Below are 25079 nucleotides of genomic sequence, written 5' to 3' on the forward strand. Positions count from 1 at the left end.
GGCATCGTTCGCTTAGGGGCGATAAGCGGGGTAGTCCGTGTAGCCTTTACCCATTGCGCCGTACAGGCTGGTCGGTCGACCGGATTGAGGGGCCAGTTGTTGGCGATACGCGCGGGCAGGTCCGGATTGGCAATGAGCGGGCGGTCAAAGGCAACCAGATCGCTCCAGCCCGATACTCGTACCTCCGCATCGGGTTGTGGATTCATGCAAGAAGCGTAGGTGGTTTTGCAGTGAACCGCCATGTTCGTCGTCATGACAATGGGTGTGGACGCAAATGAACGGGTCCACAAGGTGCGCCCAGAACTCAGACGATGTAGCCGCAGACGCCGTCCCACAGCAGCTTCAACGCCGTAACGACGAGCAAACCATAGCAGGCGCGATACATCTGGCGCTGGTCCAGTCTCGCGTGCAGGCGCCAACCAAGCCAGACGCCGCAAGGAACGGCGAGCAGGCAGATAACCATCAGGGTCAGAACGTTGCCTGTCGGTCTGGCCAGGAGCAGCCAGGGCGCAGCCTTGAGAAGATTGCCGACCGTAAAGAACAGGCTGGTCGTTCCGGCATAGACCTGTTTGCTCAGACCGAGCGGCAGCAGGTACATCGCCAGCGGCGGCCCGCCTGAGTGCGCGACCATGGTGGTGATGCCCGATGTGACGCCAGCGGCCACCGCTTTGGGCGATGAACGCGGGCGCACCGTGACTTCTCCGCCGGCCCTGAACCAGAGTCCGACAAACGTCAGCGTGACCGCTGCCATCACGATGGCGACTGCGCGGTGATCCATCACCCGAAAGAGCAGATAGCCGACGCCGATTCCGACGACAAGACCCGGTACCAGCAAACTCAGGTCTGGTTTTGACCAGGTGGATGGCTTCCAGTAGCGCAGGCTGAACAAGTCCATGGCGATGAACAACGGCGCAAGCAGGCCACCGGCCGTGATCGGGTCCATCACCAGCGACAGAAGCGGGATACCGACAATGGCAAAGCCGCCGCCGAACGCGCCCTTCATAAAACAGATCAGAAAGACACCTGCGAAGGTGACAAGGAGGGTCGTGGTCGTCAGTTCCAGTTCCAACATGCTGACTCCTTGTACTCAAAGGGAATGGGGTCCGCATCCATGCCGGATACACCCGCCATGACGAGGATGCCCAGCGGATTGTCGCGGATGATTCTGTGCAGTTGTCCTGGGCGGTGCTCTGCGAAGTGTTCGGGAATGTACATGGGGATTTCATTCCGGATGGCTGGGAATCCATAATGTCGACCACGACCTGCATCATCGAAAGTGCCAGTTTCGAGGTTTTTCCATGGGCCAGTTTTCAATCAAGCCGGCTGCATCTTCCCGCGGTGCGCAACGTCGTATCTATGCCAGGCTGCGCGCGCAGATAGAGGACGGCACGCTAGCCGCCGGCACGCGGCTCATGTCGACGCGGGCAATGGCGGCCGAGCTTGGCGTGTCGCGAACTACGGTGACGGCGGCTTACGAGCAACTGGCGGCCGAGGGCTTTGTCGTGACATCGGCGGGTAAAGCCGCCACGGTAGCGAACGTGATCAGCCCCCCATCCCGGCATGCCCAAGGGGACTCGGCGCAGCGCAAGGGCTTGCCGACAGCGCTTTCCCTTTACGGCCAGCGCGTTGCGCTCATGAAGCCGTACAGCATGGCGTTGCCACAGGCCCGCATTGATTTCAGGTACGGCTCGGTCGCTTCCAGGGATTTTCCGGCGCTGGGTTGGCAGCGCGCCTACCGTGCCGAACTGGTCAAGCGTCAGCCGAGCCTCGCTTACGGTCACCCCGAAGTGGAAGAGCGCTTGCGCAATGCGCTGCAAGGCTATCTTCGACGCGCACGCGGTCTGGCCTGCGATGCCGAGCAAATACTCATCGTGCATGGTTCGCAGCAGGGGCTTGACCTGTGCGCCCGGCTCTTGCTGAACCCGAACGATGCGTTCGTCTTCGAGGAACCTGGCTACCGCATGGCCAGATATTGCTTTGAGGCCACGGGCGCGACGGCGTTGCCCATACCCGTTGATGTCTCTGGACTGGATACCCGCGCTCTGCCGGAAGACGATCGCGTGCGCCTGGCCTATGTCACCCCGTCGCACCAGTTTCCCATGGGGGCGGTGCTTTCAGTCGCCCGTCGCCTCGAACTGCTGAGTTGGGCGAGTCGACATCGCGCATGGATCATTGAGGACGATTACGGCGGCGAGTTTCGTTATGGCCAGCGTCCCATCGACGCGTTGCAATCCATGGACGCGCAGGCTCGCGTCATTTATGTCGGAACGTTCTCCAAAGCACTCTCACCGCAGCTCAGGCTGGGCTATCTGGTGCTTCCACGCGAGTTGATTCACGTTTTCCGCGAAGCCAAACGGCTGACCGATCGCCACTCGCCGCGCTGGGAGCAAAACGTGCTCGCCTCATTGATCGAAAGCGGTACCTATGAGCGCCACGTTCGCCGCTTGCGCCGGGAGAATGAACGGCGGCGAAGGGCGTTGCTGGAAGCTTTTGAACACCATCTGGCAGAACATGGGCGATTGGTAGGCATGGCCGCAGGCCTGCATGGCGTGCTGCTGTTGCCGAGGCTGCGCGCCCAGGATGAGCCAAGGTTGCAGGCGATAGCGCTCGAACGTGGGGTTGGCGTTTATCCGCTCTCGCCGCTGTTTGCCGAACCGGCTTCGGCAGAGTACGAGCGACCGGCAGGACTCATTCTGGGCTATGCCGGCCTGACAGCACCGCAGATCCATGAAGGGATCTGCATGCTTGGCACCGTGATTCGGGAGGTTGAAGCGCTTCGGGGGCGGGCCGGATAAGTAGAGGACGCTGTCCTCTAAAGTGCACGCTCGAACACCCCTACATTTACCAGGTATACGTAAGGCGAATTAGAAAAAACGGAGCGATGTGAAGTGACGCCAACCCAATCAAAAGCCCCGCCTCCAGTTGAAGTGCGGGGCTTTTTTTGGGTGCTTCACGGGGTGCCCGTCGGTTTCTTCTCCGGAACGATAAAACTGACTGTCGTACCGGTGAGGATGTTGTGCGTCGGGTCGGCCACTTCAAGAAGAACCTTGTGCGCGCCAGGCGTGAGTCCAACCAGGATAATCGGGTCTTCACTGGTGTGTGCCCATGTCCCTTTCCAGTCGTCGACGGTCACGTGAAGGTGACTGAGACGTGGTGAGACATCCGCCGCCGCTTTGCCAAATACCGGCAGGATCCTGGCGTGCTCTGTTCGATACTGGATGATGACAACACCGCGGGCGAGTGGCCCGGCAAGCGGCGGGTAGGCAATGAGTGTTGGCAGCGCCTCAGACTCCAACGGGAGTATCGCCGGAGGGGAATGGGTGTCTGCTACCTCGTCACCGCACGCTGCCGTGCAAAAAAGGACACCCAACGTCAGGGCCAATAGATGTCTGGGAGCTAGGGACATGGTGTTTTTCTCCCGCAGGCTTTCACTCAAGGCTAGATTAAGCCGGGCAGTTGTCTATTTATTCAGTCGACGCTGACTGGCCGCTTCTGGCTGATTGCGTTCTTGCAGCGGTTATCCGTTTTCTTTTCTCAAGGGCAGGGCGGTTTTATAGCGGACCTGTTTCAACGACAGACTGGAACGAATCTTTTCGACTTCCGGCATAGGCGACAGTCGCTCGATGATGAAATGCTCCAACGCCTGCATGTCTGCCATCACGACGCGAATCAAATAGTCGGCATCACCGGTCATCAGATAGCACTCCATGACCTCGTCGCACTCGCAGATAGTGCGTTCGAAATTCTGCAAAGACTCTCGGCCTTGCTGCTTGAGGCTGATGGAGATGAACACATTCAAACGCAAGCCCAGCGCCTCGGGCGCCAGTAGCGCCACGTACTCGCGAATGCAACCGGAGGCTTCCAGCGCCTTGACCCGAGCCAGGCACGGGGAGGGCGAAAGGTGAACCCGCTTGGCCAGTTCCACATTGGACAGGCTGCTGTCGTTTTGCAGCTCTCGAAGGATCTTCAGGTCAATACCGTCGAAGTTCATTGTGCTTCTACTTTTAGGGTGGACAGTGTTTTATGCCGCCAATGATCGAAGTGGATCTGCATAACGATCAGAAAAGCTGCGGGCCTCGGCATAGACTATTAAAAAAGCGAGGAGGTGCCTATGAGCCGTTTCCATTCCAACCAACCCGATGCAACCGCCGCCCCCCTGACCCAGAACGATCTCGACGAGCTGCGCGAATGGCGTGAGGCCCTGGAGTCGCTGGTGGCCACTCGCGGCCCCGAGCATGCGCGGCGGTTGCTCGACCAATTGGCTGAAGCGGCCCGTGATCCATCCGTTGGCTGGCAGCCGCGCCGGGGCACGTCTTACGTCAACAGCATCCCAGTGTCGCAGCAACCGCTGTTCCCGGGTGATCTCGCCACGGAAGAACGCCTTGCTTCGATCATGCGCTGGAATGCGTTGGTCATGGTGGTCCGAGCCAATCGGGCGTACGGCGAACTCGGCGGGCATATCGCCAGTTACACCAGCGCAGCGGATCTGTTCGAGGTGGGCTTCAACCATTTTTTCCGGGCGCGTAACGACGTCTTCGATGGTGACCTGGTGTTCTTCCAGCCTCATTCGGCGCCGGGCATCTATGCTCGCGCGTTCCTCGAAGGGCGATTGAGCGAAACCGATCTCGAGCACTATCGCCAGGAAATCACCGCGCGAAAATCCGGTGCCCAAGGGCTGTCGAGCTATCCGCATCCCTGGTTGATGCCGGACTTCTGGCAGTTCCCCACCGGTTCGATGGGCATCGGTCCGATCAGCTCGATTTTCCAGGCGCGCTTCATGCGCTACTTGCAGCACCGTGGCCTGCAAGACACCACTGACCGGCACGTCTGGGGGGTGTTTGGCGATGGCGAGATGGACGAGCCGGAAAGCATGTCGGCGCTGACCCTGGCCGCCCGTGAAGGCCTGGATAACCTGACGTGGGTGGTCAACTGTAACTTGCAGCGGCTTGACGGTCCGGTGCGCGGCAACGGACGGATCATCGACGAACTGGAAGCGTTGTTCAGCGGTGCTGGATGGAACGTGATCAAAGTGGTCTGGGGTTCGGACTGGGACGCGTTGCTGGCCAGGGACGAGGATGGCGCGCTGGTGCGCACGCTGTCGCAGACGGTCGATGGTCAATTCCAGACGTTCGCCGCCAAGGATGGCGCCTACAACCGCGAACATTTCTTCGGCCAAAGCGCATCCCTGGCGCGGCTGGCCCACGGCTTGAGCGATGAGCAGATCGACCGCCTCAAACGTGGCGGCCACGACATCATCAAGATCTACGCCGCGTACCTTGCCGCCAGCCAGAAAGAGGGCAAGCCGGCGGTGATTCTTGCCCAGACCAAAAAGGGCTTCGGCATGGGCGAAGCGGGGCAGGGCAAGATGACCACGCATCAGCAAAAGAAGCTCGACCGCGAAGCGTTGATCGCTTTCCGCAACCGCTTTCAGTTGCCGCTGTCGGATGAACAGGTCGAGTCATTAAGCTTTTGCAAACCGGCTGACGACAGCCGCGAAATGCGTTACCTGCATCAGCGGCGACAGTCTCTTGGTGGTTACATGCCGGTGCGCAACCGCACGGCCGCCGCCGTGCCGGTGCCTCCGATTGCGAGCTATGCCAGCTTCGCCACTCAGGCCGAGGGCAAGGAAATGTCCACCACCATGGCCTTCGTGCGGATGCTCAGCAACCTGCTGAAGGACAAGCAACTGGGCCCGCGCATTGTGCCGATTGTCGCCGACGAAGCGCGCACCTTTGGCATGGCCAACCTGTTCAAGCAGATCGGCATCTACTCCAGCGTGGGCCAACGTTATGAGCCCGAAGACATCGGCTCGATCCTCAGCTACCGCGAAGCCACCGACGGGCAGATTCTCGAAGAAGGCATCAGCGAAGCCAGCGCCATCAGCTCCTGGGTAGCCGCCGCCACCAGCTATTCGGCCCACGGCCTGCGTATGCTGCCGTTCTACATTTACTACTCGATGTTCGGCTTCCAGCGGGTCGGCGACCTGATATGGGCCGCAGCCGACCAACGTTCCCGTGGCTTCCTGCTGGGCGCCACGGCTGGGCGAACCACGCTCGGCGGTGAAGGCTTGCAGCATCAGGACGGCACCAGTCACCTGATCGCCGCCACCGTACCCAACTGTCGCGCCTACGATCCGGCGTTCGCCGGCGAGTTTGCGGTGATCCTCGACCATGGCATGCGCCAGATGCTCGAACACGACGTCGACGAGTTCTACTACGTGACCCTGATGAATGAAAACTACCCGCAACCGACCTTACCCGAGGGCGTTGAGCGGGCGATCATTCGCGGCATGTATTGCTTCAATGAGCAGCAGCCGGCGACTCCGAAAGGCAAGGTACGCTTGCTCGGCTCGGGCACTCTCCTGCGCGAAGCCCTGGCCGCTGCCGAGCTGCTGGCCAACGATTGGCAGATTGCGAGCGAGGTGTGGAGCGTCACCAGTTTCAGTGAACTGGCGCGTGATGCGCGGGACGTCGAGCGCTGGAACCGCTTGCATCCGCAAGCCGACGTCCGCACCAGCTACCTTGACGAATGCCTGCCCGGCGGCGCGCCGGTGGTGGCCGTGTCTGACTACGTGCGAGCGTTGCCGCAACTGATCGGCTCGTACCTGCAATCACGCTATACCGTACTCGGCACCGATGGGTTTGGGCGAAGCGATACCCGTGCGGCCTTGCGCGACTTTTTCGAAGTCGATCGCCATCACATCGTGTTGGCAGCCCTCGCGACCCTTGCCGATGAAGGATCGGTTGATCGACAACTCTGCGCCGAGGCGATCAAGCGCTACGGACTGGACAGCGAGAGCCAGGCTTCGTGGACCTGCTGACACACGTCTTTATTTTTCGGCGTCTGCACAGGTCGCGTTATCTTCGAGAGTGAAGGGCGGGCATTGCCCGCTCATCCTCCGGTTCTCTTTTTTCAAGCAATCGGCGCAGCGGTGTTGGCGGATTGCAGCTGTCCATGACTGACTGCTTTCGACCCATAGCTGCCGGTCAGCATTGGTTGAAATTGGCCGATCGCTGCCTGTCACTGCTGACAGAAATCGGACCAAAACAGGCACTGGTCGACCCTAAAATGGGCCGGAAGGAACATGCTGGCTTTTAGCGCATTGCGCGATGATTGCCAGCAAACACTCCCGCTATGAACCAATCAAACGCCGGTCTTGACCCTGGTCCATACTCGGGTGCGCACGCGCTCCAGTTTCAGGGGCAAAGGCTCAAGTGGGAACAGCGTTTCTAAAACCTTTTTCGTCGGATAAGCGCCAGGGTTGTCGCGAATCTTTTTTTCTACAAGTGCCGTGGCGTCATGGTTTGCGTTTGGATAGCCCAGATAGTTGGAAGACTCGGCGATGACTTCGGGGCGCAGCATGTAGTTAATGAAGGTCAATCCTTCTTGTGGATGCGGTGCATCATTGAGCAGCACCATGTTTTCAAACCAAACGGGGGCCCCTTCTCGCGGGATGCTGTAGACCAGCTTGCGTCCGTTGCCCACACGCTCGGAGGTCGTCTGAGCCTCGTATACTCCACCAGCCCATCCCAGGACTACACAGATGTTTCCGTTGGCCAAGTCAGAAATGAATTTGGAGGAATCAAAGTAGCGAATGTAGGGACGGAGCTTGAGCAGGAACGCTTCGGCTTTTTTGTAATCCTCCGGGTCTTTGCTGTTGTACGGCAATCCAAGGTAGTGCAATACGGTCGGAACAATCTCGCTGGGAGCGTCCAGCATCGCCACACCACACTGGCTCAATTTGGCCAGATTCTCCTCCTTAAAAATCAGGTCCCATGAGTTGACAGGCGCGTCCTCGCCGAGGATCGACTTTACTTTGTCCGCGTCATAGCCAATGCCTGTGGTGCCCCAGAGATAAGGGACCGCATAGCGGTTTCCAGGATCATTACTGTCAAGCTTGGCGAGGATGTCCGGGGCGAGATGGGGCCAGTTGGGCAACTTGCTGCGGTCCAGTTCCTTGAGCACGCCGGACTTGATCAAGTTCGGCAACTCGTCACCACTGGCGAACACCACGTCATAACCGCTGCGGCCAGCCATTAACTTGCTTTGCATCACTTCACTGTTGTCGTACACGTCATAGACCGTACTGATGCCTGTCTCTTTCAGAAAGTTTTTTGTAGTGTCCGGGGCGATATAGTCATACCAGTTGTAGATGTGCAATTGGGGCTCGGCTGCGTTAACACAGGTAAAGCTCAAGCTGAAAAGCGAAGCCAGGACTGGTTGTAAAAAGCGGATCGGTTTCATCTGGATACTCCAGAGCGGTAGCTTCATATCCGTAGGATTGAACGCTACGCCTGCTTATTGTGGATTGTTATGGCAGGGCCGAATTCGGCGGCAAGACGCAAGAGCGGTTTTGTCGCGATCGAGTCTCAGGGGATCAGCCACTCCCGACGGCCATCGGTGTGCTCAATCTGTTCGCCAGTCAGAAGAAGCCGGCGATCATTGAGGTAGTCATAGTCGCGGCGGGCGGTGCGCAGCAGGTCAAAGTCCAGTTCGACAACCTGGTGGCACTCTTCGCGACCTGCTTCGAAGAGCATGCGCCCGAGGGGATCAATCGCCGCACTGCCGCCGGCAAAAACGAGGCCTTCATCGCCTTCGCCCACGCGGTTCACCATTACGGCAAATGCCTGGTTCTCCTGGGCGCGGGCGGTGATCGCGGTGCGATGGACAGCGCCGTAGGGGTCCATGTTGCCGTTGGTGACCAGGATCAGCTCGGCGCCGAGTTGGCCAAGGGCGCGGGCGCTTTCTGGCAGCTCGATGTCGTAGCAGATCAGGATGCCCACGCGGATTCCCTTCCAAAGTGCAGTGACATACCGATCACCTGGCTGGAACAGGCCACGCTCCGACGGCCACAGATGAGTCTTGCGATAACTCATGGCGATCCCTTGCGGAGTCACCAGCGAGGAGGTGTTATAGAAGGTGCCTGCTGCCTTCTCGGCCATGCCGATTAGCACCGAGACGTTCCGGTCACATGCGGCGCGTTGTACGGCCTGCATGCTCGGCCCATTCAGGGGTTCGGCGACTTCAGCGAGCTGCGTTGCGTCACAGAAGCCCATCAACTGGGTCTCCGGAAATATCAACATATCGGTGCCCACTTCACAGGTAGCAATGGCCTGCAAGGTACGCTCCAGGTTATAAGCGGTATCGCCATCGCGACCGGTAATTTGTACGAGTTCAATCTTCATTGGTGATCCTTCGACGTGTAAGTGGGCTCGCAAACGCCAAACTGAACAGCACCCGCCAGGGCTGGGATGGATTATGGAGCGCCGTAGAACGGCAGGTAATTACGTCGATGGGGTAACCTCGAATGGGTAGTAGGGCGAGCATGACATTGCAGGATGTAGCCTGGCATCAATCGATTGGCCGGCTGATCGAAGTGCTGGACCGCCCTAATTTCTGGTTAGGGTTGGTGCGTCTGCTGGATCAATACATTCCGGTGGACAGCTGGGTTGTATTGGTTTTCAGTAATGACCGGCCGAGGGTGCTGGCCGAATGTCCTGGTGAGGACGGCGGACCGGACAGGCTCTTTGAGGATTACCTCAAAGGCCTTTACCTGCTCGACCCCTTTTACCTGGCCAATCGGGAAGCGCCGCAGAGCGGTTTATTTCTGCTGGCTGACGTGGCGCCGGAGTGCTTCGAGCACACCGATTACTATAAGCGCTACTTTCACTTCAACATCGTGGCCGATGAAGTGCACATCAACGTCCAACTTGATGCAGAGCATACCCTCTGCTTGTCGCTGGGAAGCGAGGTTCTCTTCAGTCCTGAGCAAATTGCGCTGCTGAGCCTTATCCAATCTTGGGTTGCCGCCCTGATGCGACAGCGTATGGCCTTCGAACATCAGGTAATGGAGCAGACCGCTACACCGACACCAAGTTGGCAAGGCCGACTGGAGTCCACCCTTCAGCATTTGGAAACACCACTTTCTGCTCGTGAACTGGAGGTTGGCCGGCTGATGCTCAGCGGCTGCTCGAACAAAGAGATCGCACGCAAGCTGTCGATTTCCACCGAAACCGTGAAGGTTCATCGCAAGCACATGTACAGCAAACTTGGCATCAGATCCCAGTCCGAGCTTTTTTCACTATTTCTTCAGGCGCAGGAATAAATCGACTGGCCGGGAGAACACTTCAGACAGACAGCTATTGGCGATTCCTACGTTTCACGGTGGGTTGTTTTTGGCCGATAGATGCCTGGGGTGAGTGACTGCTTCTGGCCGATTGTTGTCTGTCGTGAGGGTCGGCAACCGACCCAAAGCGGCCAATCACATATCCATCCAAATTGAACCTAAGCCTGGTTGGGTGTGGTCTTTTTAGCTAAAAGCGAGCATTACTCGACTACAACTTCCACAGCTTTATCTGGCCTTACGTGCGATGTGTCCCCTCAAAACCGGGGTAATTGGAACAAAATCAAGCGTGGTATTTCGACACGAGTGCCTCATACCCCGCCATCCGGATCCAGCAGTCAGGCTGCTGCAAGTCCGCCATCAATCAGGTAGATCGCGAAAGAGAACGTCACAATCGACAACACCGTACTCACCAGGATGGAGGTCGCGGCTTCACTCTGATAGGCGCCGGTCTGGTTCGCGAACATTGCCGGGATGGTCGCCGACGGAAGCGCGCAAAGCAGGATCATCTGTTGGGCGTAAAGACCATGAGTGCCCAGTACCACAGTGGCGGCGAACATCAACACCGGGTGAACGAATAGCTTGAGCCCAAGGTTGCCCCACACCTCACCCGACATTTTCAGTTTCTCGGACGACATGATCAGTCCCAGGCACAGTAGGGAGACGCCAGGCGTTGCCTTGCCGAGAAGATTGAGTGACTCCGCAGCAATCGGCGGCAGCTTGACCTGAAGCAGCGAAATCAGAATGCCAAGGGCCGGTGCCCACATCAGCGGACGGCGTACCGCTCCCGACAGACTCGACACGAACGCCTGAGTGCCACTGCCCTTGCCATCGGCGACGGTGAGTAACATGGTCGTCAGGGGGATCATCACCAGACTCGCGACCAGGTTAAGCACCAGCACCGAATAAATGCTGCCGGCTCCGTACATCGTTGCGAGGATCGGGATGCCCATGAACGCCGCGTCCGGGTAACCGTTGACAAAGCCCTTGAGCGTCGCAACCTTGAGATTACGCGTGGTAACCCAGCCAATTGCCAGCGCTATCGTGTACATGCCCATGATGCCAATGAACGTAGCCGCGACGAATTTGAAGTCGAAGAGCTGTTCACGAGGCGTGCTCGCCATTCCGACAAACAGCAGTGCCGGGAAAATCCAGCCGAGTACCAGCCGGCTGATCAGCAGGCTGTCCGAATGTGTAAGCCGTCCGCGCTTGCCAGCGATGTAGCCAAGCGCGATCACAAAGGCGACGGGCAGAATTGGCCCTACGATTCTGTCTAACATGTGCTCAATCCTCGTATTTATTTTTATCAAGAATGTCGTCGTGGCTGATCGAGGCCGATACGGCGGCCTCGATCAACGCGGCAATGGCTAGGCGGCCGTTGCGGTTAAGGTTTGAAGCGGTAGTCTCGAATGACGTCCTGGTCCGGCTCGATTCCGAGCCCCGGTCCTTGAGGTACGTCGATGCGGCCGTTACGCGGAATGATGGCGTCGCCATAGAGCTGCGCTTCGAGATCGAAGTAGCGCCATTCGACCAAGGACTTCGCGCCGCCGAGGGCGGCACTGCCATGCACGGCGGCCAACAGGCCCGGGCCGTCATAAAAGGCGTGGACCATCACGGTGACTCCATGCGCATTGGCCAGCGCGTAGACTTTTTGCAGTTCGGTAATACCGCCCATTTTTGCCGGGCTGGGCTGGATGAAATCGACCGCGCCGGCTTCAAGCAGATGCTGGAAGTCCATCAGCGTCGAAGCGTTCTCGCCGGCTGCAACCGGGATGCCGCCGTGCTGGCGCACCCTCGCCAGACCCGCATAGTCTTCCGGCGGCCACACCGGTTCTTCGATCCAGCGCAGATTCAACGGACGTAGCTTCTCGGTCATATCGAGCGCTTCCCGAACCGACCACGGGGCGTTGACGTCAAGGGTGATCTCCACGCCGGGGCCGGCGGCTTCGCAAGCGGCGCGGATGACGTCTGCATTCACCTCATGCAGCTTGAGGTGACGGAAACCGCTGTTGACCGCGCGCTGCACATTGACCCGAATCAGTTCAGGGTCGGCATAACGGATCAAGCTTGCATAGGCGGCCAGCGACGTGGCCTCGCTGCCGCCCAGCAATTGGTAGATGGGTTGACCGGCCGCTTTGCCAGCGATATCCCACAACGCGATGTCAATCGCCGACAGGCCATAAATGAACGCGCCGCTGCGACCGAAGACGTGGAATTTTTTCTGCAGGTCGCCCTGCAATTTCTCGCGCCGCGTGACATCACTACCTATCAGTTCAGGCGCGAGGATCGTGTCGATCACGACTTTCACTGCTGGTATCGCCGTGAAGCCAAAGGTTTCGCCCCAGCCGACAATACCGTCGTCGGTGGTGACTTTGACCACCAGGGAATCGACCATCTGCAGGTCTTTCGGGCCCCAGACCCCGCCGGCTGACGGACCACCCGTAGTAAAAGGAATTCGAAGCGGAATGGTTTCGATATTGGCAATTTTCATAGGACTTCGCCTCAAGCAGGTTGCATGGCTGGCGCGGCGATTTTCGGATTTCGCCCGTGGCAGGTTGAGGACAACGTACATGACGTCCTGTTGTCCTTCAACAGAACAACATCTGCTTTTTGCTAGACCTTGGTCTAAATACAGATTAACTATATGTTTTTATCGGTTTTTATTTTTATCGACTACAGTGAAATTCAGTTTTAACTGTTGGGAACAAGTCTTCTGATGTAGATTAAGAAGACAAGTGGAGGGGATGAAAAGAATGAGTGAAATGAATGTTCAACCCGTGGCGCGACGTCCTCATCTGGCTGAGCATATCGCTCGTTCGTTGAGCGACGAGATTGCGTCGGGCCGGCTACGCCCAGGAGACCGGTTGCCAACCGAGCAGTTTCTTTCGCAAAACTTCGGCGTCAGCAGGAACGTCGTGCGCGAAGGGATTGCCACGCTTCGAGCCCAGGGATTGATCCAGTCCCGCCAAGGTGTTGGCGTATTCGTCTCGGCCGCAGTCCCGTCGCCGGAGATTTCGCCCGAGCGCGATAGCGCGCCGTTTCTGGACGGTGACAATACGATTCGCAACATGTTCGAAGTGCGGGCAGTCCTGGAAAGCCAGGCTGCCGCGCTTGCGGCCACGCACATGACGCCGCACAAGCTGAAAACGATCCAGGCTGCGGTTCTGCGAATGCAATACGTGGGCGAACCGACATTGGACACTGTGAACGCCGACCTCGACTTCCATCGGGCCGTGGCCGCAGCGTCTGGCAATGACTATCTCGAGACGATGATTCGCACAGTGCTCGAACCGATGCGGGCACTGATCACCATGAACTTTGCGCGACGAGGCCCGGTGTTCAGTAATATTCCACATGCAGCACGCGGTGAGCATGAAGATCTCGTGCAGGCTTTGACCGATCAGAATGCGGCGGCGGCACGTCAGATCATGGGGCAGCATATAGTCAGTGCAGCGTCCCGATTCGGCTACGAAATTGATTTCTTCTAATATCGATTAGAGGAGGGCGGTTGTCTCGTTATCCTACAAGTGAGCTGCCTCTCCTGTCTGTACCTGATACACGCGCCCGACCTATCAAGCCTGCTGTGCGTCTTGCGACGAATAAGCAGGATAATCGATGTAGCCTTGCGAGCCGCCGCCATAAAATGCTTCTCGACCTGCATCGGCCAGCGGCCAACCATGCCGCAAACGGTCGACCAGATCAGGATTGGCAATGAATGGTCTGCCGAAAACCGCCAGGTCTGCCACCCCCTCATCAATAGCTTGTTGTGCTGTTATACGGGTGAAGCCACCCGACAGGATCAAGGTGCCGTAATAAGCTGCTCGGATGGCTTTTTGAAAATCTGGCGTCCCCAAATCACTGGCGTGCAGATAAGCAATCTCGCGTTGGGACAGCGCTCCGGCCAGTGCGAGCCACGTCGCCTGTTCTTCATCAAACGCGTGCAGATCAGCCAGGCGCGCAAAAGGAGACACACGGACTCCCACCTTCGATACGCCGATCTGCGCTCGCACAGCGTTGGGCCTCAAACGTGTGACGGGAAGTGCGGCAAGATGTGCTCGCCGATCTCGTCAAGAATCTCGCCGTAGGGCTGGCGACTGACCTTTGGGTTGAGCGCGATATGCGAAACACCGGCTGCCTGCGCTTGCTCAAGGTAGTTACGCAGGCCGTTGCGCCCGGCCCGGAAGCCACCCTGGATGCGCTGGAATGGCTGGTCCGGGTTATCACTGAGGTCGAAATAACCGCCCAACCCTAACGGCTTGAACGCGTTGCGACCTTCGAACTCGCGCACTTTGGCGTGCCAGGTCTCGCCCAACGATGCCAACCGCTCGGGGCTTTGCACCCCGGCCAGATAGCCATCAAGGTGTTCGGCCAACCATTCAATGCTTTGCTGCGCCTGGCCGACAGCGATTGAAGGGACGCGCCCATACGGCGCCTTCGGTACCAGGTCGAGATTGCCGTTTGAGCCACCGAATCGCTCGGAACGAAAGCGCGGGAAGTCCTTCTCGATCAGGGTGCGAAACACCGAAAAGGCATCACGGTAGCGGTCACCACGGGTTTCAAAATCGATGCCCAGCATCGGGTAGTCGCTGTATCGATCGCCTGAGGACAGCCCCAACACCAGGCGCCCTTCGCTCAACTGATCCAGGGACGTCGCCTGCTTGGCCAGATACATGGGCTCATGGATAGGCAGCACGATACCGGTGGTTCCCAAAACGATGCTGCGTGTGGCGGCGGCGAGGAAGCCGATGTAAACCAGGGGTTCAAAGATGTGCGCCACATCGTTGTACTCCGGGTCAAAGAAAGGAATGTCACGCATCCACAGCGCGCCAAAACCTAGCGCCTCGGCGCGTTGCGCCATTTCCACATGACCACGCATGGTCGGTGCCGCTCGGCCGGCGTGGGTTTCGAGGGGCAAAATCAGGCCAACCGTCAGCGCCTGCGGATGAAACAAGCGTTGAAAGCCAGGGTGACGTTCAAGCGCAGGATGGGCAGTCGGTAAGGCGGCAGGTTGCACTTGTGGCGAGCGTTGGGTGGCGAAAGTCATGATGGTAGTCTCGGTGAGTGACGATGACTGACATATTTATTGAATCCTCATCTCGGATAAACCACACCAACAGACCCTCACAGGGTCCACTGAGTCCCCAATATTTTTCACGCCTCCCAAGGCACTCCTGATTTCCAGCGTTCAATCAACAGGTCAATAAAGGCGCGGACGCGCGGGGACAATTGGCGCTTGCTCGGGTAGACAACCCGGATGGGGTCGGGTGGTGAACGGTAAGGTTTGAGTACTTCCACCAACGTCCCCTCGTGCAGGTCGTTTCCGGTGATATAGGTCGGTAAGTGAATCAGGCCAATGCCAGTCAGCGCCGCTTCGCGCATGGCTTCAGAGCTGTCGATGTTCAGCCGACCTGGCTGTTCGTATAAATAAAGGCCGGTGGGTGTCTGGTAACGCCAGACACTGGCCTGGCCACTGATGAAAGCGATGGTGTCACGCCCGACAAGATCATCAGGTGTTTGCGGTACGCCGCAACGGGCCAAATAAGACGGCGAGGCACACGTTGCGAACTGCTGCCAACCCACAGTGCGGGTCAATAGTTGTGAATCATCTTTTGGCGTGCCAATGCGGATGGCTATGTCGATACCTTCATCTACCAGGTCGACATAACGATCAGTAAACCAGACGTCTGCGCGAAGCTCAGGCCATTGTTTTAGATAAGCATCCAGAATCGGCAGGATATGACGCTGGCCGAAGGAAAGTGGGGCTGTGAGTTTAAACGTGCCGGTCGGTCGCCCACGGCGCAAAGCCATGGTTGCATCCACCTCATCAAGGTCCTCGAGAATTTGCTTCCAGCGTTCATAGGCGACCAGCCCTTCATCCGTCAGGCTCAGTTTGCGCGTCGTGCGATTTAACAGCCGTGCGCCCATCCGGCCTTCAAGACGAGCGATACTTTTACCTACAGCCGATCGGGTCAGACCAAGTGAGGCGGCCGCAGAGGTAAAACTTCCAGCCTTCACAGCGCAGACAAACGCAGCGATGTCACCGAATCGGTTGGCTTCCATTGGTAGCTTTACTCCAGTGCATACTTACGTTGTAGCGGGACATAAAGCCCGAAAGATTTTTTTTGCTGCTGCCGCGCGATTACACATTATTGCCCTTGCCAACGAGGGAGTGCCACACAGCTCCAGGCGCTGTCGATTCAAGTATTATCCCCTGCTGATTGCCATTGAGTGGCCGATTATTGCCGTCGGTGATCTCATCCGAATGCGTGACTTGCGAGCCAACTATTCGCTGCTACGCTTGAGCATTCGGCGCTGGCGGAATAAGGCGACACGTTTCGCCCCTGGATCTCGGTGTTTCGCGGTCCATCGAGCCACCTGCCAACTTCAGCCGCTACTGCCGATCGTGTCGGGCCGTATTTCGGTCATGCGCACGAAACCCATGCTCATGTGTTGACCCGCGACGGAACGGAGCAACGGGCGTGACTTTTCGCGACCCAATCAATTGGCAGGCCATCTGTGGCTCAACGGGAATTCGCATGCCCTCAGGCATTTCTCTGGAGACACTCTTATGAGACTTCAGTTGCTTTCGGTTGCACTGATTTTCGCCAGTATGGCGACGACAGGCGCGGCGCTCGCTGGCGAGACTTCCCCCTCAACAACCGATAAAGCCTCACCCACCAGCGCGGTCAAGCAGGAAATCAAGCTCACGCGGGTCACACCCCAGTACTGGCGGGTCACGTTTCACAACCCGCCGTACAACATCTACGGTCCCGAAACCATGCCGCAGCTGAACGAGGTGATCACTGCCATCGAGTCCGATCCGAAGCTGGTGGTCGTGGTGTTCGACAGTGATGTACCGGATTTTTTTCTCACCCACTATGACTTCGTCCCCCCGCTGACTGACACCACCAGCCTTCCTAATGGCCCCACCGGCCTGCCGCCCCTACCAGACATGCTGGTGCGATTGAGCAAGGCTCCGGTGGTCTCGATTGTGTCGATTCGCGGTCGCGCCACCGGCGTCGGCAGTGAGCTGGCACTGGCCAGTGACATGCGCTTCGCCAGTCGCGAGAAGGCCATTCTGTCTCAATGGGAGATTGGCGCCGCACTCGTGCCCGGAGGTGGCCCCATGGCTCGACTGCCAAGGTTGATGGGGCGCGGGAGGGCACTGGAAGTGCTGCTGACCGGCAACGATATCAATGGCGAGCTCGCCGAGCGCTACGGCTACGTCAACCGCGCACTGCCCGATGCCGAACTCGACAAGTTCGTTGACACCATGGCCCGGCGCATCGCGCGGTTCGACAAGCAGTCGATTGCTGATATCAAGCGACTGGTCGATGCTGCCAGCCTGCCGCCGAACGAAGCCATCGCCGCCGAATGGGATGGTTTCATCGGCTCGGTCAAACGCCCAGCAGCGCAGGCCCGTATCAAACAACTGATGGAGCTTGGGTTGCAGAAGAAAGCCGACGTCGAGAAACGCCTGGCTCACTACACCGGCACCTTGGGTGAGGAATCAAAATGATCCTGTCTCTCATTTTTCTAAAGGAGTCTGCGCCTTGGCTATTTAGTTGCTGACTTTGCAGACGGCTGGAAACGCAAAGCCCCGAAAAATCGTGGCTTTGCGTTTCGGCAGCAGGATTCGCTCTACGCATCGGAGAAAAAACCCTGTCTCCTGATGCCGGGTTGGTGGGGGCGTTTCTTGGTAAGCATATGAGGGAGTGATATCGGCAGGGCTGACTTGTTTACGAAGTCGTCCTTGGACTTGGACGGAATGTGCGGGTTCTTTCTTCCGACTCGAGTCTGCAGCGTGTCGGGATAGACGGTGGTGCTGGAGTCAAAGCAGATCGACCCGCAGCACCTACGACCCGGCGTGCCCGGAACCGCCGACCAGGATTACTTCATTTTCGCCAGCATGGCCACGGCAACTGCCTTGGCCGATTGCGGGTTCTGGCCGGAAATGACTTCACGGTCTTCGATCACGTTCTCGCTCCATGGCTTGGCTTCGGAGAAGTTGGCACCGGCTGCCGTCAGACCATCCTGCGGGAACAATTTCATATGGCCGCCGCCGAGGAAACCTTTGGCCTGCTCCTCTTCCGCGTCGGTGAACGCGGTGACTTTGTAGCCCTTGTAAATCCAATTGGCTGGCGCTACCGGATGTTTGCCCGATTCCAGCGCGGAGACAAAGCCGTGCGCGTCAGGGAGCGCCGACAACATGGCTATGGTGCCATGACAGGTGAAGCCGGTGATCTTGCCTTTTTCATGGAAGTTGGTCAGCAGCTGGCCCAGTTGCTTGTCCTTCAGCAGATCCTGCATCGGGATATGGCCGCCAGGCACGAATACGGCATCGAACTTGTCGTAGCCGATTTTCTGAACCTGCGCGAAGCTGATTGCCGGCGAGCCGCTCTTCGAGGTCAGCTTAAGCGTATCCAGCAGCGCGAGACTTTCCTGACGGGCTTTTTCATCGCCGCCCCAGAAGCTCACATCATTGGATTTCTGGTCCGCGGTTGGCGCCTTGCCGCCAGGAGTGGCAAATACGACGGTTTGACCCGCCGCGATGAAGGTCTGCACCGGTTGCATTAATTCGTTCAGGAAGAAACCTGTTTGCATGACCTTGCCATCTTTCAGGTCCAGTTGATCCTGATCCGACAGTACGACCAATACCGTACCGGCATTGGCATAGTTAGCGGCAGCGGCTAGCAGGGCAGCAAGAATAGTTTTTTTCACGCGATTCTCCAGTAGGAATGGTTTGTTGGAGCCATCTTATTACTAGAGCAGACAACGATAGAGCCCCCGAATCGAATTTCACTTATTACATTGAGTAATCAATATTTGCGACTTACGCCCTGGAAGTGCTTGGTCAGGTCGACGCAACACAACTGAATTCTGTGTTAGCAGAAATGACTGATTGCAGGTCAGTGTGATGACACGAAGAGGGACGGGGTTGTCGGTGCCGGCAACGCATAGGTCCGTTTCATCCACGCCACCTCCGCTAACGGTGTGCGGCCGAAGAAACGCTTGAAGTCGCGGCTAAATTGCGAAGCACTTTCATAGCCCACCAGAAATGCCGACTTGGCTGCTGTCAGGTCGTTACGCAGCATCAGTAATCGCGCCTGGTGCAACCGTGTCGACTTGAGGTACTGCATAGGCGAGGAATCGGTCACCTTGCGAAAGTGCAGGTGAAAGTTGGGCACGCTCATCTGCGCTTCCTGGGCCAGGGCTTCTACATTCAGGTGTTCGTGGTAACAGCTGTGAATTTTGTGAATGGCGCGCGTCACCTTGCCGAACTGGCCCTGTTGGGCGATGGCCGCGCGCAGGGTGCCGCCTTGTTCGCCGGTAAGGATGCGGTAGTAAAGTTCGCGCAGCATCGCCGGGCCGAGGATTTGCGCGTCGGTGCGGTCGCACATGACTTCCAGAAAACGCAGGGTCGACTGGCGCAGCGGTTCGTCCATGGGCGAGGCGTACATGCCCATAGGCTGAGTCGCGCTGAAACTCCATACCTCATCGACCTGCTGAATCAACTCGCCGGCCAAGGTGAAGTCCAGGCGCAGGTACACCGCCAGCATTGGCTCCGCCTCGCTAGCGTCGGTTTCCATCGTAAAGGGCACCGGCACTGACACCACCAGATAATGCTGGGCGTCATAGACGTACACTTCATCACCCAGATAGCCGCGCTTCTGCCCCTGGCAGAGGATGACGATGCCCGGCTCATACAAAACCGGCGTGCGTGTCAGCGGCCGGTTGGAGCGCAGAAAACGCACATCATCCAGCGGGCTCAGGTTGTAACCCTCCAACGGCGCAAGTTGGCCCATCAACTGCACCATACGCGCTGTGCTCGGGTCCTTGGGTTTCGCCATCGACTGCACGTTCTCCACATTTATGCTCAGCCGTCCGTAGAACAGCTAAGCGCCTCCCATTGCTTATACTCTCCGCCGTCCGATGCAGCTTGTCACGCACCAGGGCCAGGGCGTCGCTGCCCAGCAGCAGGTGAGCGGGTGGGGCGGGGCTGGCGATAATCTTCAGCATTGCGTGTGCGGCTTTCTGCGGGTCGCCCAGCTGATGGCCGCTTTTTTCCTCACGGGCTTTGCGCACCGGGTCGAAGCTCGCATCGTAGTCACTGATACTGCGCGGCGTACGCTGCATCGAGCGGCCCGCCCAATCCGTGCGAAACGACCCCGGCGCCACGGCCGTGACAAAAATATTGAAGGGTGCAAGCTCCTTGCTCAACGTGTCCGAGATGCCCTCCAGCGCAAATTTGCTGCCGCAGTAATAGGCAATGCCCGGCAGGGTGATATAGCCGCCCATGGAGGTGATATTGAGGATATGTCCCGCCCGCCGCTGGCGAAAATACGGGATAAACGCCTTGGTAACTGCCACTGCGCCAAATACATTTACGTCGAACTGGCGGCGCATTTCCGCCAACGATGACTCCTCGAAAATCCCCTCGTGACCATAACCCGCGTTGTTTACCAGCACATCCACCGGGCCGTGCTGGTCCTCAACGGCGGCGACCACTGCGTCGAGGGTCTCGAAGTGGGTAACGTCCAGCACCACGCCATGGACCCGCTCAGGCGATAGTGCCTCGAAGGTTGCCAGAGCGGTTTCATTGCGAACGGTGCCGATAACACGATGGCCCTGGGCGAGAGCTTCCTTAGCCAGGGCCTGGCCAAAGCCGCTGCTGACGCCGGTGATGAAGAGGGTTTTTTCTGTACTCATGGCCCGCACTCCTGACGATATAAGGTGAGGCCATGCTAGGGCGAGGAGGGGTGGCGGACTATGCCGGATTGGATTTGAGTATTGCCTGATCCTATCAGGCCGAACCGCTGAAGGGCGCACGTGTCAGCAAGACGCGTGCGCGGGCTTTCCCTTGTGGTTCTGACAGGACATCCAATCGTCAACGATCAGCGCCCTGGGCCGGCAGTGCCCAGGGCAGGATGCCGTCCTGGAACTCACCAGTCCGGCATGTGCTGCGGGCAAGATGAGGGCTTAGTTAACCATCACCTCGTCCAGTGCCTGCTCGAGGGTGCTGACCGTGCGCTCGATATTGTGCAGCTTTTCGAGTCCGAACAGACCGATGCGGAAGGTCTGGAAGTCGGCCGGCTCGTCGCATTGCAACGGCACTCCGGCGGCGATCTGCAGGCCGTGGCTGGCAAATTTCTTGCCGTTCTTGATGTCGGGATCATCGGTGTAGCTCACCACGACGCCAGGGGCCTGGAAGCCGGCTGCGGCCACGCTTTTGAAGCCTTTGCCGGTCAACATTGCGCGCACCCGATCGCCCAGGGCCTGTTGTTCGTCGCGGACCTTGTCAAAACCGTAGGCTTGCGTCTCTTTCATCACTTCGTTGAATCGTGCGAGGGAATCGCTGGGCATGGTCGCATGGTAGGCATGTCCGCCCTGTTCGTAGGCCTGCATGATCTGCAGCCACTTTTTCAGGTCGCAGGCGAAGCTGCTGCTTTGCGTCTGTTCGATGCGTTCGAGGGCCAAGGAACTGAGCATCACCAGGGCGCAGCAAGGGGAGGCGCTCCAGCCTTTCTGCGGTGCGCTGATCAGCAGGTCGACCGCGCATTTGTGCATATCAACCCACAGCGTGCCTGAGGCGATGCAGTCCAGCACGAACAGGCCACCCACCGCATGCACGGCGTCGCCGACGGCCCGCAGGTACTCGTCGGGCAGGATAATCCCTGATGAGGTTTCAACGTGTGGGGCGAAGACAATCTGCGGCTTCTGCGCCTGAATGGCTGCCAGTACTTCGTCCAGAGGGGGTGGGGCGTAGGCCGCCTGGCGACCCGCGTCGACCGGTCGGGCTTTCAGCACCGTGGTGGCCGCCGGGATGTTGCCCATCTCAAGGATCTGGCTCCAGCGATAACTGAACCAGCCGTTGCGTATCACCAGGCATTGCTGGTCGGTAGCAAACTGTCGCGCCACCGCTTCCATGCCGAATGTGCCGCTGCCCGGGACCACCGCAACAGCCTGGGCGTTGTAGACCTGTTTCAGGGTCCTGGAAATGTTCTTCATCACACCTTGAAATGACTGCGACATGTGGTTGAGCGAGCGGTCGGTGTAGACCACTGAGTACTCGACCAGCCCCTCGGGATCGATACTGGGATATAGCTTTGACATGGAGTGACTCCTTTGGCAGAGATGTCCGTGGTATCGACCCTGCCCTAAGCCTGGGCAAATGACAAGATTGCTCGGGGTTGAATGGCGACGCCACTGACTGCTTATGGCCGGGAGGATTTTTCCGTGGAAAACAGCGACGCTGTCTTTCGCCCCGCAAACCCAATGATAGAATCTCGTTTTGAAAAAGGAGTTTCATCTGTGGAGGCTGGAAAAAAGAGTTGTCCCTATTGCGCAGAAGTCATCATGGCTGAAGCCATTTTATGTAAACACTGCCACTCTGACCTCAGGCAAAAAATACGAATCCCGCCTGGGTGGCCAATACGGTTAGAAAAGCGAATTGGCGGGGTCGGCAAGATCGCCATCGGAATCACTATCGCAATCACCTTGTACCTAGCATTCGGCTTTTATGTCAGCAACACATCGCAAGACAAGGAAAGTATGCAGGCCCGTGATGCCTCCGAACGATGCCACGAGGAATTAAACAGCTACTCTGGCCCAGCAGTCGGAAAAAGCATAATTGCAGATATTTGTCGAAAGCTGGAGGACGAATTCCGCAAGAGCTTGAGCCACGCCTCATAAAGAAACCGATTAAAAAGCCCGCTATTGAGCGGGCTTTTTTTCGCCTTAAGCTTCGGGCAGTCATCCGGCCAGCATCAGCCAGTCGCCAGGCTGCTCGCTTCGTAAAATCGAACGCGTGAAGGCGCCATCCCGCCGATTTTCGCCAGTTGGCCTATTCTCATACTCCACCCTGGAAAACCATTGACCTTAACGTTGACTCGCGTGATTTGTCGGCGATGCAGCGCACAGGTCATGCGTTGCTCAAGCGCCATGGCATTCAGGGGAGGGCGCAAACCAAACCAGGGCCAGTCCCTCTGAACCACCTATTGGATGGGCTGCACTTTGTTCAATACGGGGCACGGTCAGCACACGATGCTGATCATGACCGCCATTTCATTCAGGAGATGCGAACATGGGGTATGTCACTACGCAGGACGGTGTCGAAATCTTTTACAAAGACTGGGGGCCACGCGATGCCCCTGTGATCTTCTTTCATCACGGATGGCCACTGAGCGCGGACGATTGGGATGCGCAAATGCTGTTTTTCCTGGCGAACGGCTACCGGGTCATTGCACACGACCGGCGCGGTCACGGGCGCTCCAGTCAGGTCTGGGACGGGCACGACATGGATCACTATGCGGATGACGTCGCGGCCGTAGTCGATCATCTTGGCGTGCAGGGCGCCGTGCATGTGGGGCACTCCACCGGCGGGGGTGAAGTCATCCATTACATTGCTCGCCACGGCGAAGACCGCGTGTCGAAGGCCGTCATCATCAGCGCCGTGCCGCCGCTGATGGTGCAGACCCCGAGCAATCCAGGCGGCTTGCCGAAGTCGGTGTTCGATGACTTGCAGGCACAGCTCAAAGCCAACCGTGCGCAGTTCTACCATGACGTTCCAGCGGGACCTTTTTACGGCTACAACCGCCCAGGTGCAAAACCGTCCGAGGGCATCATTCGCAACTGGTGGCGACAAGGCATGATGGGCTGTGCAATTGCACATTATGACGGGATCGTGGCCTTTTCTCAGACCGACTTTACCGACGATCTGAAAAGCATCACGATCCCCGTGCTGGTGATGCATGGTGATGATGATCAGATCGTGCCTTATGAAGACTCCGGGCCCTTGTCAGCCAAACTGTTGCAAAACAGCACGCTGAAAACCTACTCGGGCTATCCGCACGGCATGCCGACAACGAACGCCGATACCATCAACGCCGATTTGCTCGCTTTCGTAAGAAGTTAGGCGACGGGAGGGGCGGGTAAAATCCTGCCCCTGCCTTCACGACAGCCAACAGCTCCCAACCTGTAGATCTGTATCTTTTGCGTGACCTCGCGGTCAACGCCGCTAAAGATCCCGTGCCCACGTCTGGCTGACGAGATCTTTTCCGAAACGGTGTACCTGTTCCTCTTCGACCAACTGAAAACCGGCCTTTTGATAAAGCTTTCGAGCATCGCAAAGTACGCTGGTGGTCCAGAGCATCATCCTCTTGTAACCAGCATCCCGTGCAAATCGGAGACTTTCATCAAGCAATCGATTGCCGATGCCCATGCCTCTGGCACTCGCATCCACGTAGAGCATTCGCAGTTTGGCGGTCGTTTCGTCATGTCTGACGACAAAGACCGAACCAATGACCTTGCCATCTTTTTCCGCGATCCAGCATCGCTCGCACGACTGATCGAATTCACCAAGGTAGTTGGCGACTATTTCTGCTACCAGCGCTTCGAACTCCGAATTCCATCCGTACTCGCGGGCATAGAGTTGAGCTTGCTGCTGAACGACAATTCCCATATCACCCGCTTTAGGATCGCGCAGGAGGTAGGAAGGGTCTTGGTCGCCCAACAGTGCCTGTATTCGTTTCATGGCTTGGGTCAATTGCTCTTGCTGTGGCTCAGGCAAGCCTTGCAGCATCACCACGACTTCCTCGCGAGCGGCTTGCTCCAGCGAGGCCAGCACGGTGCGACCCGGATCGGTGAGCTGGATTTGAGATGCACGGGCATCGCTTGCCGAGCGGGTCCTGTCAATCAAGCCTTTTTTCTCGAATCCACCGATGACTCGGCTAACGTAGCCGGCATCCAGGCCGAGCATCTGACAGAGGTCTGAACTCTTCAGGCCAGCACTGGCACCCAGTTCATAAAGAATGCGAGCCTCAGTCAACGAAAATTCGGCCTTGAGCAGGTGCTCTTGCAGGGCGCCGATCTGACGGGTGTAGAACCGGTTAAAGCGGCGTACCGTTTCGGCACGCTCAAAAATGAGGCCAGTCATGGAAATGTCCATATAGTTGCT

22 protein-coding genes and 3 pseudogenes are annotated in these 25079 nt (G+C 57.9%); 7 read left to right on the top strand and 18 right to left on the bottom strand.

The genetic code is table 11. The features are described 5' to 3' along the window. Window positions 1-12 precede the first annotated feature (12 nt). The 3 genes and pseudogenes from ACIPL2_RS19155 to ACIPL2_RS19165 all read right to left on the bottom strand — a co-directional run. Window positions 13-176: pseudogene (locus ACIPL2_RS19155) on the bottom strand (alkene reductase); the annotation flags it as partial. A 128-nt stretch (window positions 177-304) separates the two neighbouring features. Continuing rightward, on the bottom strand, window positions 305-1072 hold the full coding sequence (locus tag ACIPL2_RS19160) for a sulfite exporter TauE/SafE family protein (RefSeq protein WP_401358588.1): 768 nt from the start codon (window positions 1070-1072) through the stop codon (window positions 305-307). Further along, window positions 1054-1215, bottom strand: a complete 162-nt coding sequence (locus ACIPL2_RS19165) for an FMN-binding negative transcriptional regulator (protein WP_401358589.1) — start codon at window positions 1213-1215, stop codon at window positions 1054-1056. Before ACIPL2_RS19165 ends, ACIPL2_RS19160 begins: the two co-directional genes overlap by 19 nt. An 83-nt stretch (window positions 1216-1298) precedes the next feature. On the opposite strand from ACIPL2_RS19165, the gene ACIPL2_RS19170 reads away from it, so the two are divergent. Continuing rightward, the gene (locus ACIPL2_RS19170) at window positions 1299-2795 is read left to right on the top strand and encodes a PLP-dependent aminotransferase family protein (RefSeq protein ID WP_401358590.1); all 1497 of its coding nucleotides are present in this window, start codon (window positions 1299-1301) and stop codon (window positions 2793-2795) included. A 155-nt stretch (window positions 2796-2950) separates the two neighbouring features. Here the strand turns inward: ACIPL2_RS19170 and ACIPL2_RS19175 are convergent, their stop codons facing one another. Next, window positions 2951-3406 (bottom strand): DUF6130 family protein, encoded by a 456-nt coding sequence (locus ACIPL2_RS19175; RefSeq protein WP_401358591.1) that lies wholly within the window; start codon window positions 3404-3406, stop codon window positions 2951-2953. Window positions 3407-3517: 111 nt separating this feature from the next. Next, window positions 3518-3991, bottom strand: a complete 474-nt coding sequence (locus tag ACIPL2_RS19180) for an Lrp/AsnC family transcriptional regulator (RefSeq protein WP_059405656.1) — start codon at window positions 3989-3991, stop codon at window positions 3518-3520. A gap of 120 nt (window positions 3992-4111) precedes the next feature. On the opposite strand from ACIPL2_RS19180, the gene mdeB reads away from it, so the two are divergent. After that, window positions 4112-6820, top strand: a complete 2709-nt coding sequence (mdeB, locus tag ACIPL2_RS19185) for an alpha-ketoglutarate dehydrogenase (RefSeq protein WP_401358592.1) — start codon at window positions 4112-4114, stop codon at window positions 6818-6820. A 323-nt stretch (window positions 6821-7143) separates the two neighbouring features. Here mdeB and ACIPL2_RS19190 read toward each other — a convergent pair whose 3' ends face one another. Further along, window positions 7144-8244 (bottom strand): polyamine ABC transporter substrate-binding protein, encoded by a 1101-nt coding sequence (locus ACIPL2_RS19190; RefSeq protein WP_401358594.1) that lies wholly within the window; start codon window positions 8242-8244, stop codon window positions 7144-7146. 125 nt (window positions 8245-8369) lie between these two features. Continuing rightward, window positions 8370-9185, bottom strand: a complete 816-nt coding sequence (locus tag ACIPL2_RS19195) for a carbon-nitrogen hydrolase family protein (protein WP_401358596.1) — start codon at window positions 9183-9185, stop codon at window positions 8370-8372. Window positions 9186-9307: 122 nt separating this feature from the next. On the opposite strand from ACIPL2_RS19195, the gene ACIPL2_RS19200 reads away from it, so the two are divergent. Next, on the top strand, window positions 9308-10105 hold the full coding sequence (locus ACIPL2_RS19200; RefSeq protein WP_401358598.1) for a response regulator transcription factor: 798 nt from the start codon (window positions 9308-9310) through the stop codon (window positions 10103-10105). A gap of 356 nt (window positions 10106-10461) precedes the next feature. Here ACIPL2_RS19200 and ACIPL2_RS19205 read toward each other — a convergent pair whose 3' ends face one another. Both ACIPL2_RS19205 and ACIPL2_RS19210 read right to left on the bottom strand, forming a co-directional pair. After that, window positions 10462-11403, bottom strand: a complete 942-nt coding sequence (locus ACIPL2_RS19205; RefSeq protein ID WP_401358600.1) for an AEC family transporter — start codon at window positions 11401-11403, stop codon at window positions 10462-10464. A 104-nt stretch (window positions 11404-11507) separates the two neighbouring features. Continuing rightward, the gene (locus ACIPL2_RS19210) at window positions 11508-12614 is read right to left on the bottom strand and encodes a mandelate racemase/muconate lactonizing enzyme family protein (RefSeq protein ID WP_401358601.1); all 1107 of its coding nucleotides are present in this window, start codon (window positions 12612-12614) and stop codon (window positions 11508-11510) included. A gap of 262 nt (window positions 12615-12876) precedes the next feature. Between ACIPL2_RS19210 and ACIPL2_RS19215 the strand changes: the two genes are divergently transcribed. Beyond that, window positions 12877-13611, top strand: coding sequence for a FadR/GntR family transcriptional regulator (locus tag ACIPL2_RS19215; protein ID WP_401358602.1), 735 nt, complete (start codon window positions 12877-12879; stop codon window positions 13609-13611). 84 nt (window positions 13612-13695) lie between these two features. Here ACIPL2_RS19215 and ACIPL2_RS19220 read toward each other — a convergent pair whose 3' ends face one another. The 3 genes from ACIPL2_RS19220 to ACIPL2_RS19230 form a co-directional block, all read right to left on the bottom strand. Next, the gene (locus ACIPL2_RS19220; protein WP_401358604.1) at window positions 13696-14133 is read right to left on the bottom strand and encodes a hypothetical protein; all 438 of its coding nucleotides are present in this window, start codon (window positions 14131-14133) and stop codon (window positions 13696-13698) included. Window positions 14134-14144: 11 nt separating this feature from the next. Further along, window positions 14145-15167: an LLM class flavin-dependent oxidoreductase gene (locus ACIPL2_RS19225; RefSeq protein ID WP_401358606.1), complete on the bottom strand. Its 1023-nt coding sequence runs from the start codon at window positions 15165-15167 to the stop codon at window positions 14145-14147. A gap of 107 nt (window positions 15168-15274) precedes the next feature. Continuing rightward, on the bottom strand, window positions 15275-16183 hold the full coding sequence (locus ACIPL2_RS19230) for a LysR substrate-binding domain-containing protein (RefSeq protein WP_401358608.1): 909 nt from the start codon (window positions 16181-16183) through the stop codon (window positions 15275-15277). Window positions 16184-16691: 508 nt separating this feature from the next. On the opposite strand from ACIPL2_RS19230, the gene ACIPL2_RS19235 reads away from it, so the two are divergent. Then, window positions 16692-17642, top strand: a complete 951-nt coding sequence (locus ACIPL2_RS19235; protein WP_401358610.1) for an enoyl-CoA hydratase/isomerase family protein — start codon at window positions 16692-16694, stop codon at window positions 17640-17642. A gap of 371 nt (window positions 17643-18013) precedes the next feature. On the opposite strand, the gene ACIPL2_RS19240 is transcribed toward ACIPL2_RS19235, so the two are convergent. The 4 genes and pseudogenes from ACIPL2_RS19240 to ACIPL2_RS19255 form a co-directional block, all read right to left on the bottom strand. Continuing rightward, window positions 18014-18844 (bottom strand): type 1 glutamine amidotransferase domain-containing protein, encoded by an 831-nt coding sequence (locus ACIPL2_RS19240; protein WP_401358611.1) that lies wholly within the window; start codon window positions 18842-18844, stop codon window positions 18014-18016. Window positions 18845-19032: 188 nt separating this feature from the next. Then, window positions 19033-19974: an AraC family transcriptional regulator N-terminal domain-containing protein gene (locus ACIPL2_RS19245; protein WP_401358612.1), complete on the bottom strand. Its 942-nt coding sequence runs from the start codon at window positions 19972-19974 to the stop codon at window positions 19033-19035. A 26-nt stretch (window positions 19975-20000) separates the two neighbouring features. Further along, window positions 20001-20833: pseudogene (locus ACIPL2_RS19250) on the bottom strand (oxidoreductase). Window positions 20834-21103: 270 nt separating this feature from the next. Next, window positions 21104-22237: an alanine--glyoxylate aminotransferase family protein gene (locus ACIPL2_RS19255; RefSeq protein ID WP_401358613.1), complete on the bottom strand. Its 1134-nt coding sequence runs from the start codon at window positions 22235-22237 to the stop codon at window positions 21104-21106. 123 nt (window positions 22238-22360) lie between these two features. Here ACIPL2_RS19255 and ACIPL2_RS19260 point away from each other — a divergent pair, with 123 nt between their 5' ends. Beyond that, entirely contained in the window at window positions 22361-22816 is a 456-nt protein-coding gene (locus ACIPL2_RS19260; RefSeq protein WP_401358614.1) for a hypothetical protein, read from the top strand. 86 nt (window positions 22817-22902) lie between these two features. Here the strand turns inward: ACIPL2_RS19260 and ACIPL2_RS19265 are convergent. After that, window positions 22903-22977: pseudogene (locus ACIPL2_RS19265) on the bottom strand (MerR family transcriptional regulator); the annotation flags it as partial. 230 nt (window positions 22978-23207) lie between these two features. Between ACIPL2_RS19265 and ACIPL2_RS19270 the strand changes: the two are divergent. Then, a complete protein-coding gene (locus ACIPL2_RS19270) occupies window positions 23208-24038 on the top strand; it encodes an alpha/beta fold hydrolase (RefSeq protein WP_401358615.1) in 831 nt (276 codons plus the stop codon). 102 nt (window positions 24039-24140) lie between these two features. On the opposite strand, the gene ACIPL2_RS19275 is transcribed toward ACIPL2_RS19270, so the two are convergent. Further along, window positions 24141-25058, bottom strand: a complete 918-nt coding sequence (locus ACIPL2_RS19275; protein WP_401358617.1) for a GNAT family N-acetyltransferase — start codon at window positions 25056-25058, stop codon at window positions 24141-24143. Between the last annotated feature and the right edge of the window lie 21 nt (window positions 25059-25079).

This window comes from Pseudomonas sp. NPDC086251 (genome assembly GCF_044746405.1).
In the GTDB taxonomy this organism is placed as follows: Bacteria; Pseudomonadota; Gammaproteobacteria; order Pseudomonadales; family Pseudomonadaceae; genus Aquipseudomonas.

What these genes read in the sequence shown, in the direction of transcription:
- ACIPL2_RS19230 (WP_401358608.1), bottom strand. Translation starts at nt 16,183, where the DNA reads ATGGAAGCCAACCGATTCGGTGACATCGCTGCGTTTGTCTGCGCTGTG.
- ACIPL2_RS19225 (WP_401358606.1), bottom strand. Translation starts at nt 15,167, where the DNA reads ATGACTTTCGCCACCCAACGCTCGCCACAAGTGCAACCTGCCGCCTTA.
- ACIPL2_RS19195 (WP_401358596.1), bottom strand. Translation starts at nt 9,185, where the DNA reads ATGAAGATTGAACTCGTACAAATTACCGGTCGCGATGGCGATACCGCT.
- ACIPL2_RS19235 (WP_401358610.1), top strand. Translation starts at nt 16,692, where the DNA reads ATGAGACTTCAGTTGCTTTCGGTTGCACTGATTTTCGCCAGTATGGCG.
- ACIPL2_RS19270 (WP_401358615.1), top strand. Translation starts at nt 23,208, where the DNA reads ATGGGGTATGTCACTACGCAGGACGGTGTCGAAATCTTTTACAAAGAC.
- ACIPL2_RS19190 (WP_401358594.1), bottom strand. Translation starts at nt 8,244, where the DNA reads ATGAAACCGATCCGCTTTTTACAACCAGTCCTGGCTTCGCTTTTCAGC.
- ACIPL2_RS19275 (WP_401358617.1), bottom strand. Translation starts at nt 25,058, where the DNA reads ATGACTGGCCTCATTTTTGAGCGTGCCGAAACGGTACGCCGCTTTAAC.
- ACIPL2_RS19170 (WP_401358590.1), top strand. Translation starts at nt 1,299, where the DNA reads ATGGGCCAGTTTTCAATCAAGCCGGCTGCATCTTCCCGCGGTGCGCAA.
- ACIPL2_RS19165 (WP_401358589.1), bottom strand. Translation starts at nt 1,215, where the DNA reads ATGTACATTCCCGAACACTTCGCAGAGCACCGCCCAGGACAACTGCAC.
- mdeB (WP_401358592.1), top strand. Translation starts at nt 4,112, where the DNA reads ATGAGCCGTTTCCATTCCAACCAACCCGATGCAACCGCCGCCCCCCTG.
- ACIPL2_RS19245 (WP_401358612.1), bottom strand. Translation starts at nt 19,974, where the DNA reads ATGGCGAAACCCAAGGACCCGAGCACAGCGCGTATGGTGCAGTTGATG.
- ACIPL2_RS19205 (WP_401358600.1), bottom strand. Translation starts at nt 11,403, where the DNA reads ATGTTAGACAGAATCGTAGGGCCAATTCTGCCCGTCGCCTTTGTGATC.
- ACIPL2_RS19200 (WP_401358598.1), top strand. Translation starts at nt 9,308, where the DNA reads ATGGGTAGTAGGGCGAGCATGACATTGCAGGATGTAGCCTGGCATCAA.
- ACIPL2_RS19175 (WP_401358591.1), bottom strand. Translation starts at nt 3,406, where the DNA reads ATGTCCCTAGCTCCCAGACATCTATTGGCCCTGACGTTGGGTGTCCTT.
- ACIPL2_RS19215 (WP_401358602.1), top strand. Translation starts at nt 12,877, where the DNA reads ATGAGTGAAATGAATGTTCAACCCGTGGCGCGACGTCCTCATCTGGCT.
- ACIPL2_RS19210 (WP_401358601.1), bottom strand. Translation starts at nt 12,614, where the DNA reads ATGAAAATTGCCAATATCGAAACCATTCCGCTTCGAATTCCTTTTACT.
- ACIPL2_RS19255 (WP_401358613.1), bottom strand. Translation starts at nt 22,237, where the DNA reads ATGTCAAAGCTATATCCCAGTATCGATCCCGAGGGGCTGGTCGAGTAC.
- ACIPL2_RS19160 (WP_401358588.1), bottom strand. Translation starts at nt 1,072, where the DNA reads ATGTTGGAACTGGAACTGACGACCACGACCCTCCTTGTCACCTTCGCA.
- ACIPL2_RS19180 (WP_059405656.1), bottom strand. Translation starts at nt 3,991, where the DNA reads ATGAACTTCGACGGTATTGACCTGAAGATCCTTCGAGAGCTGCAAAAC.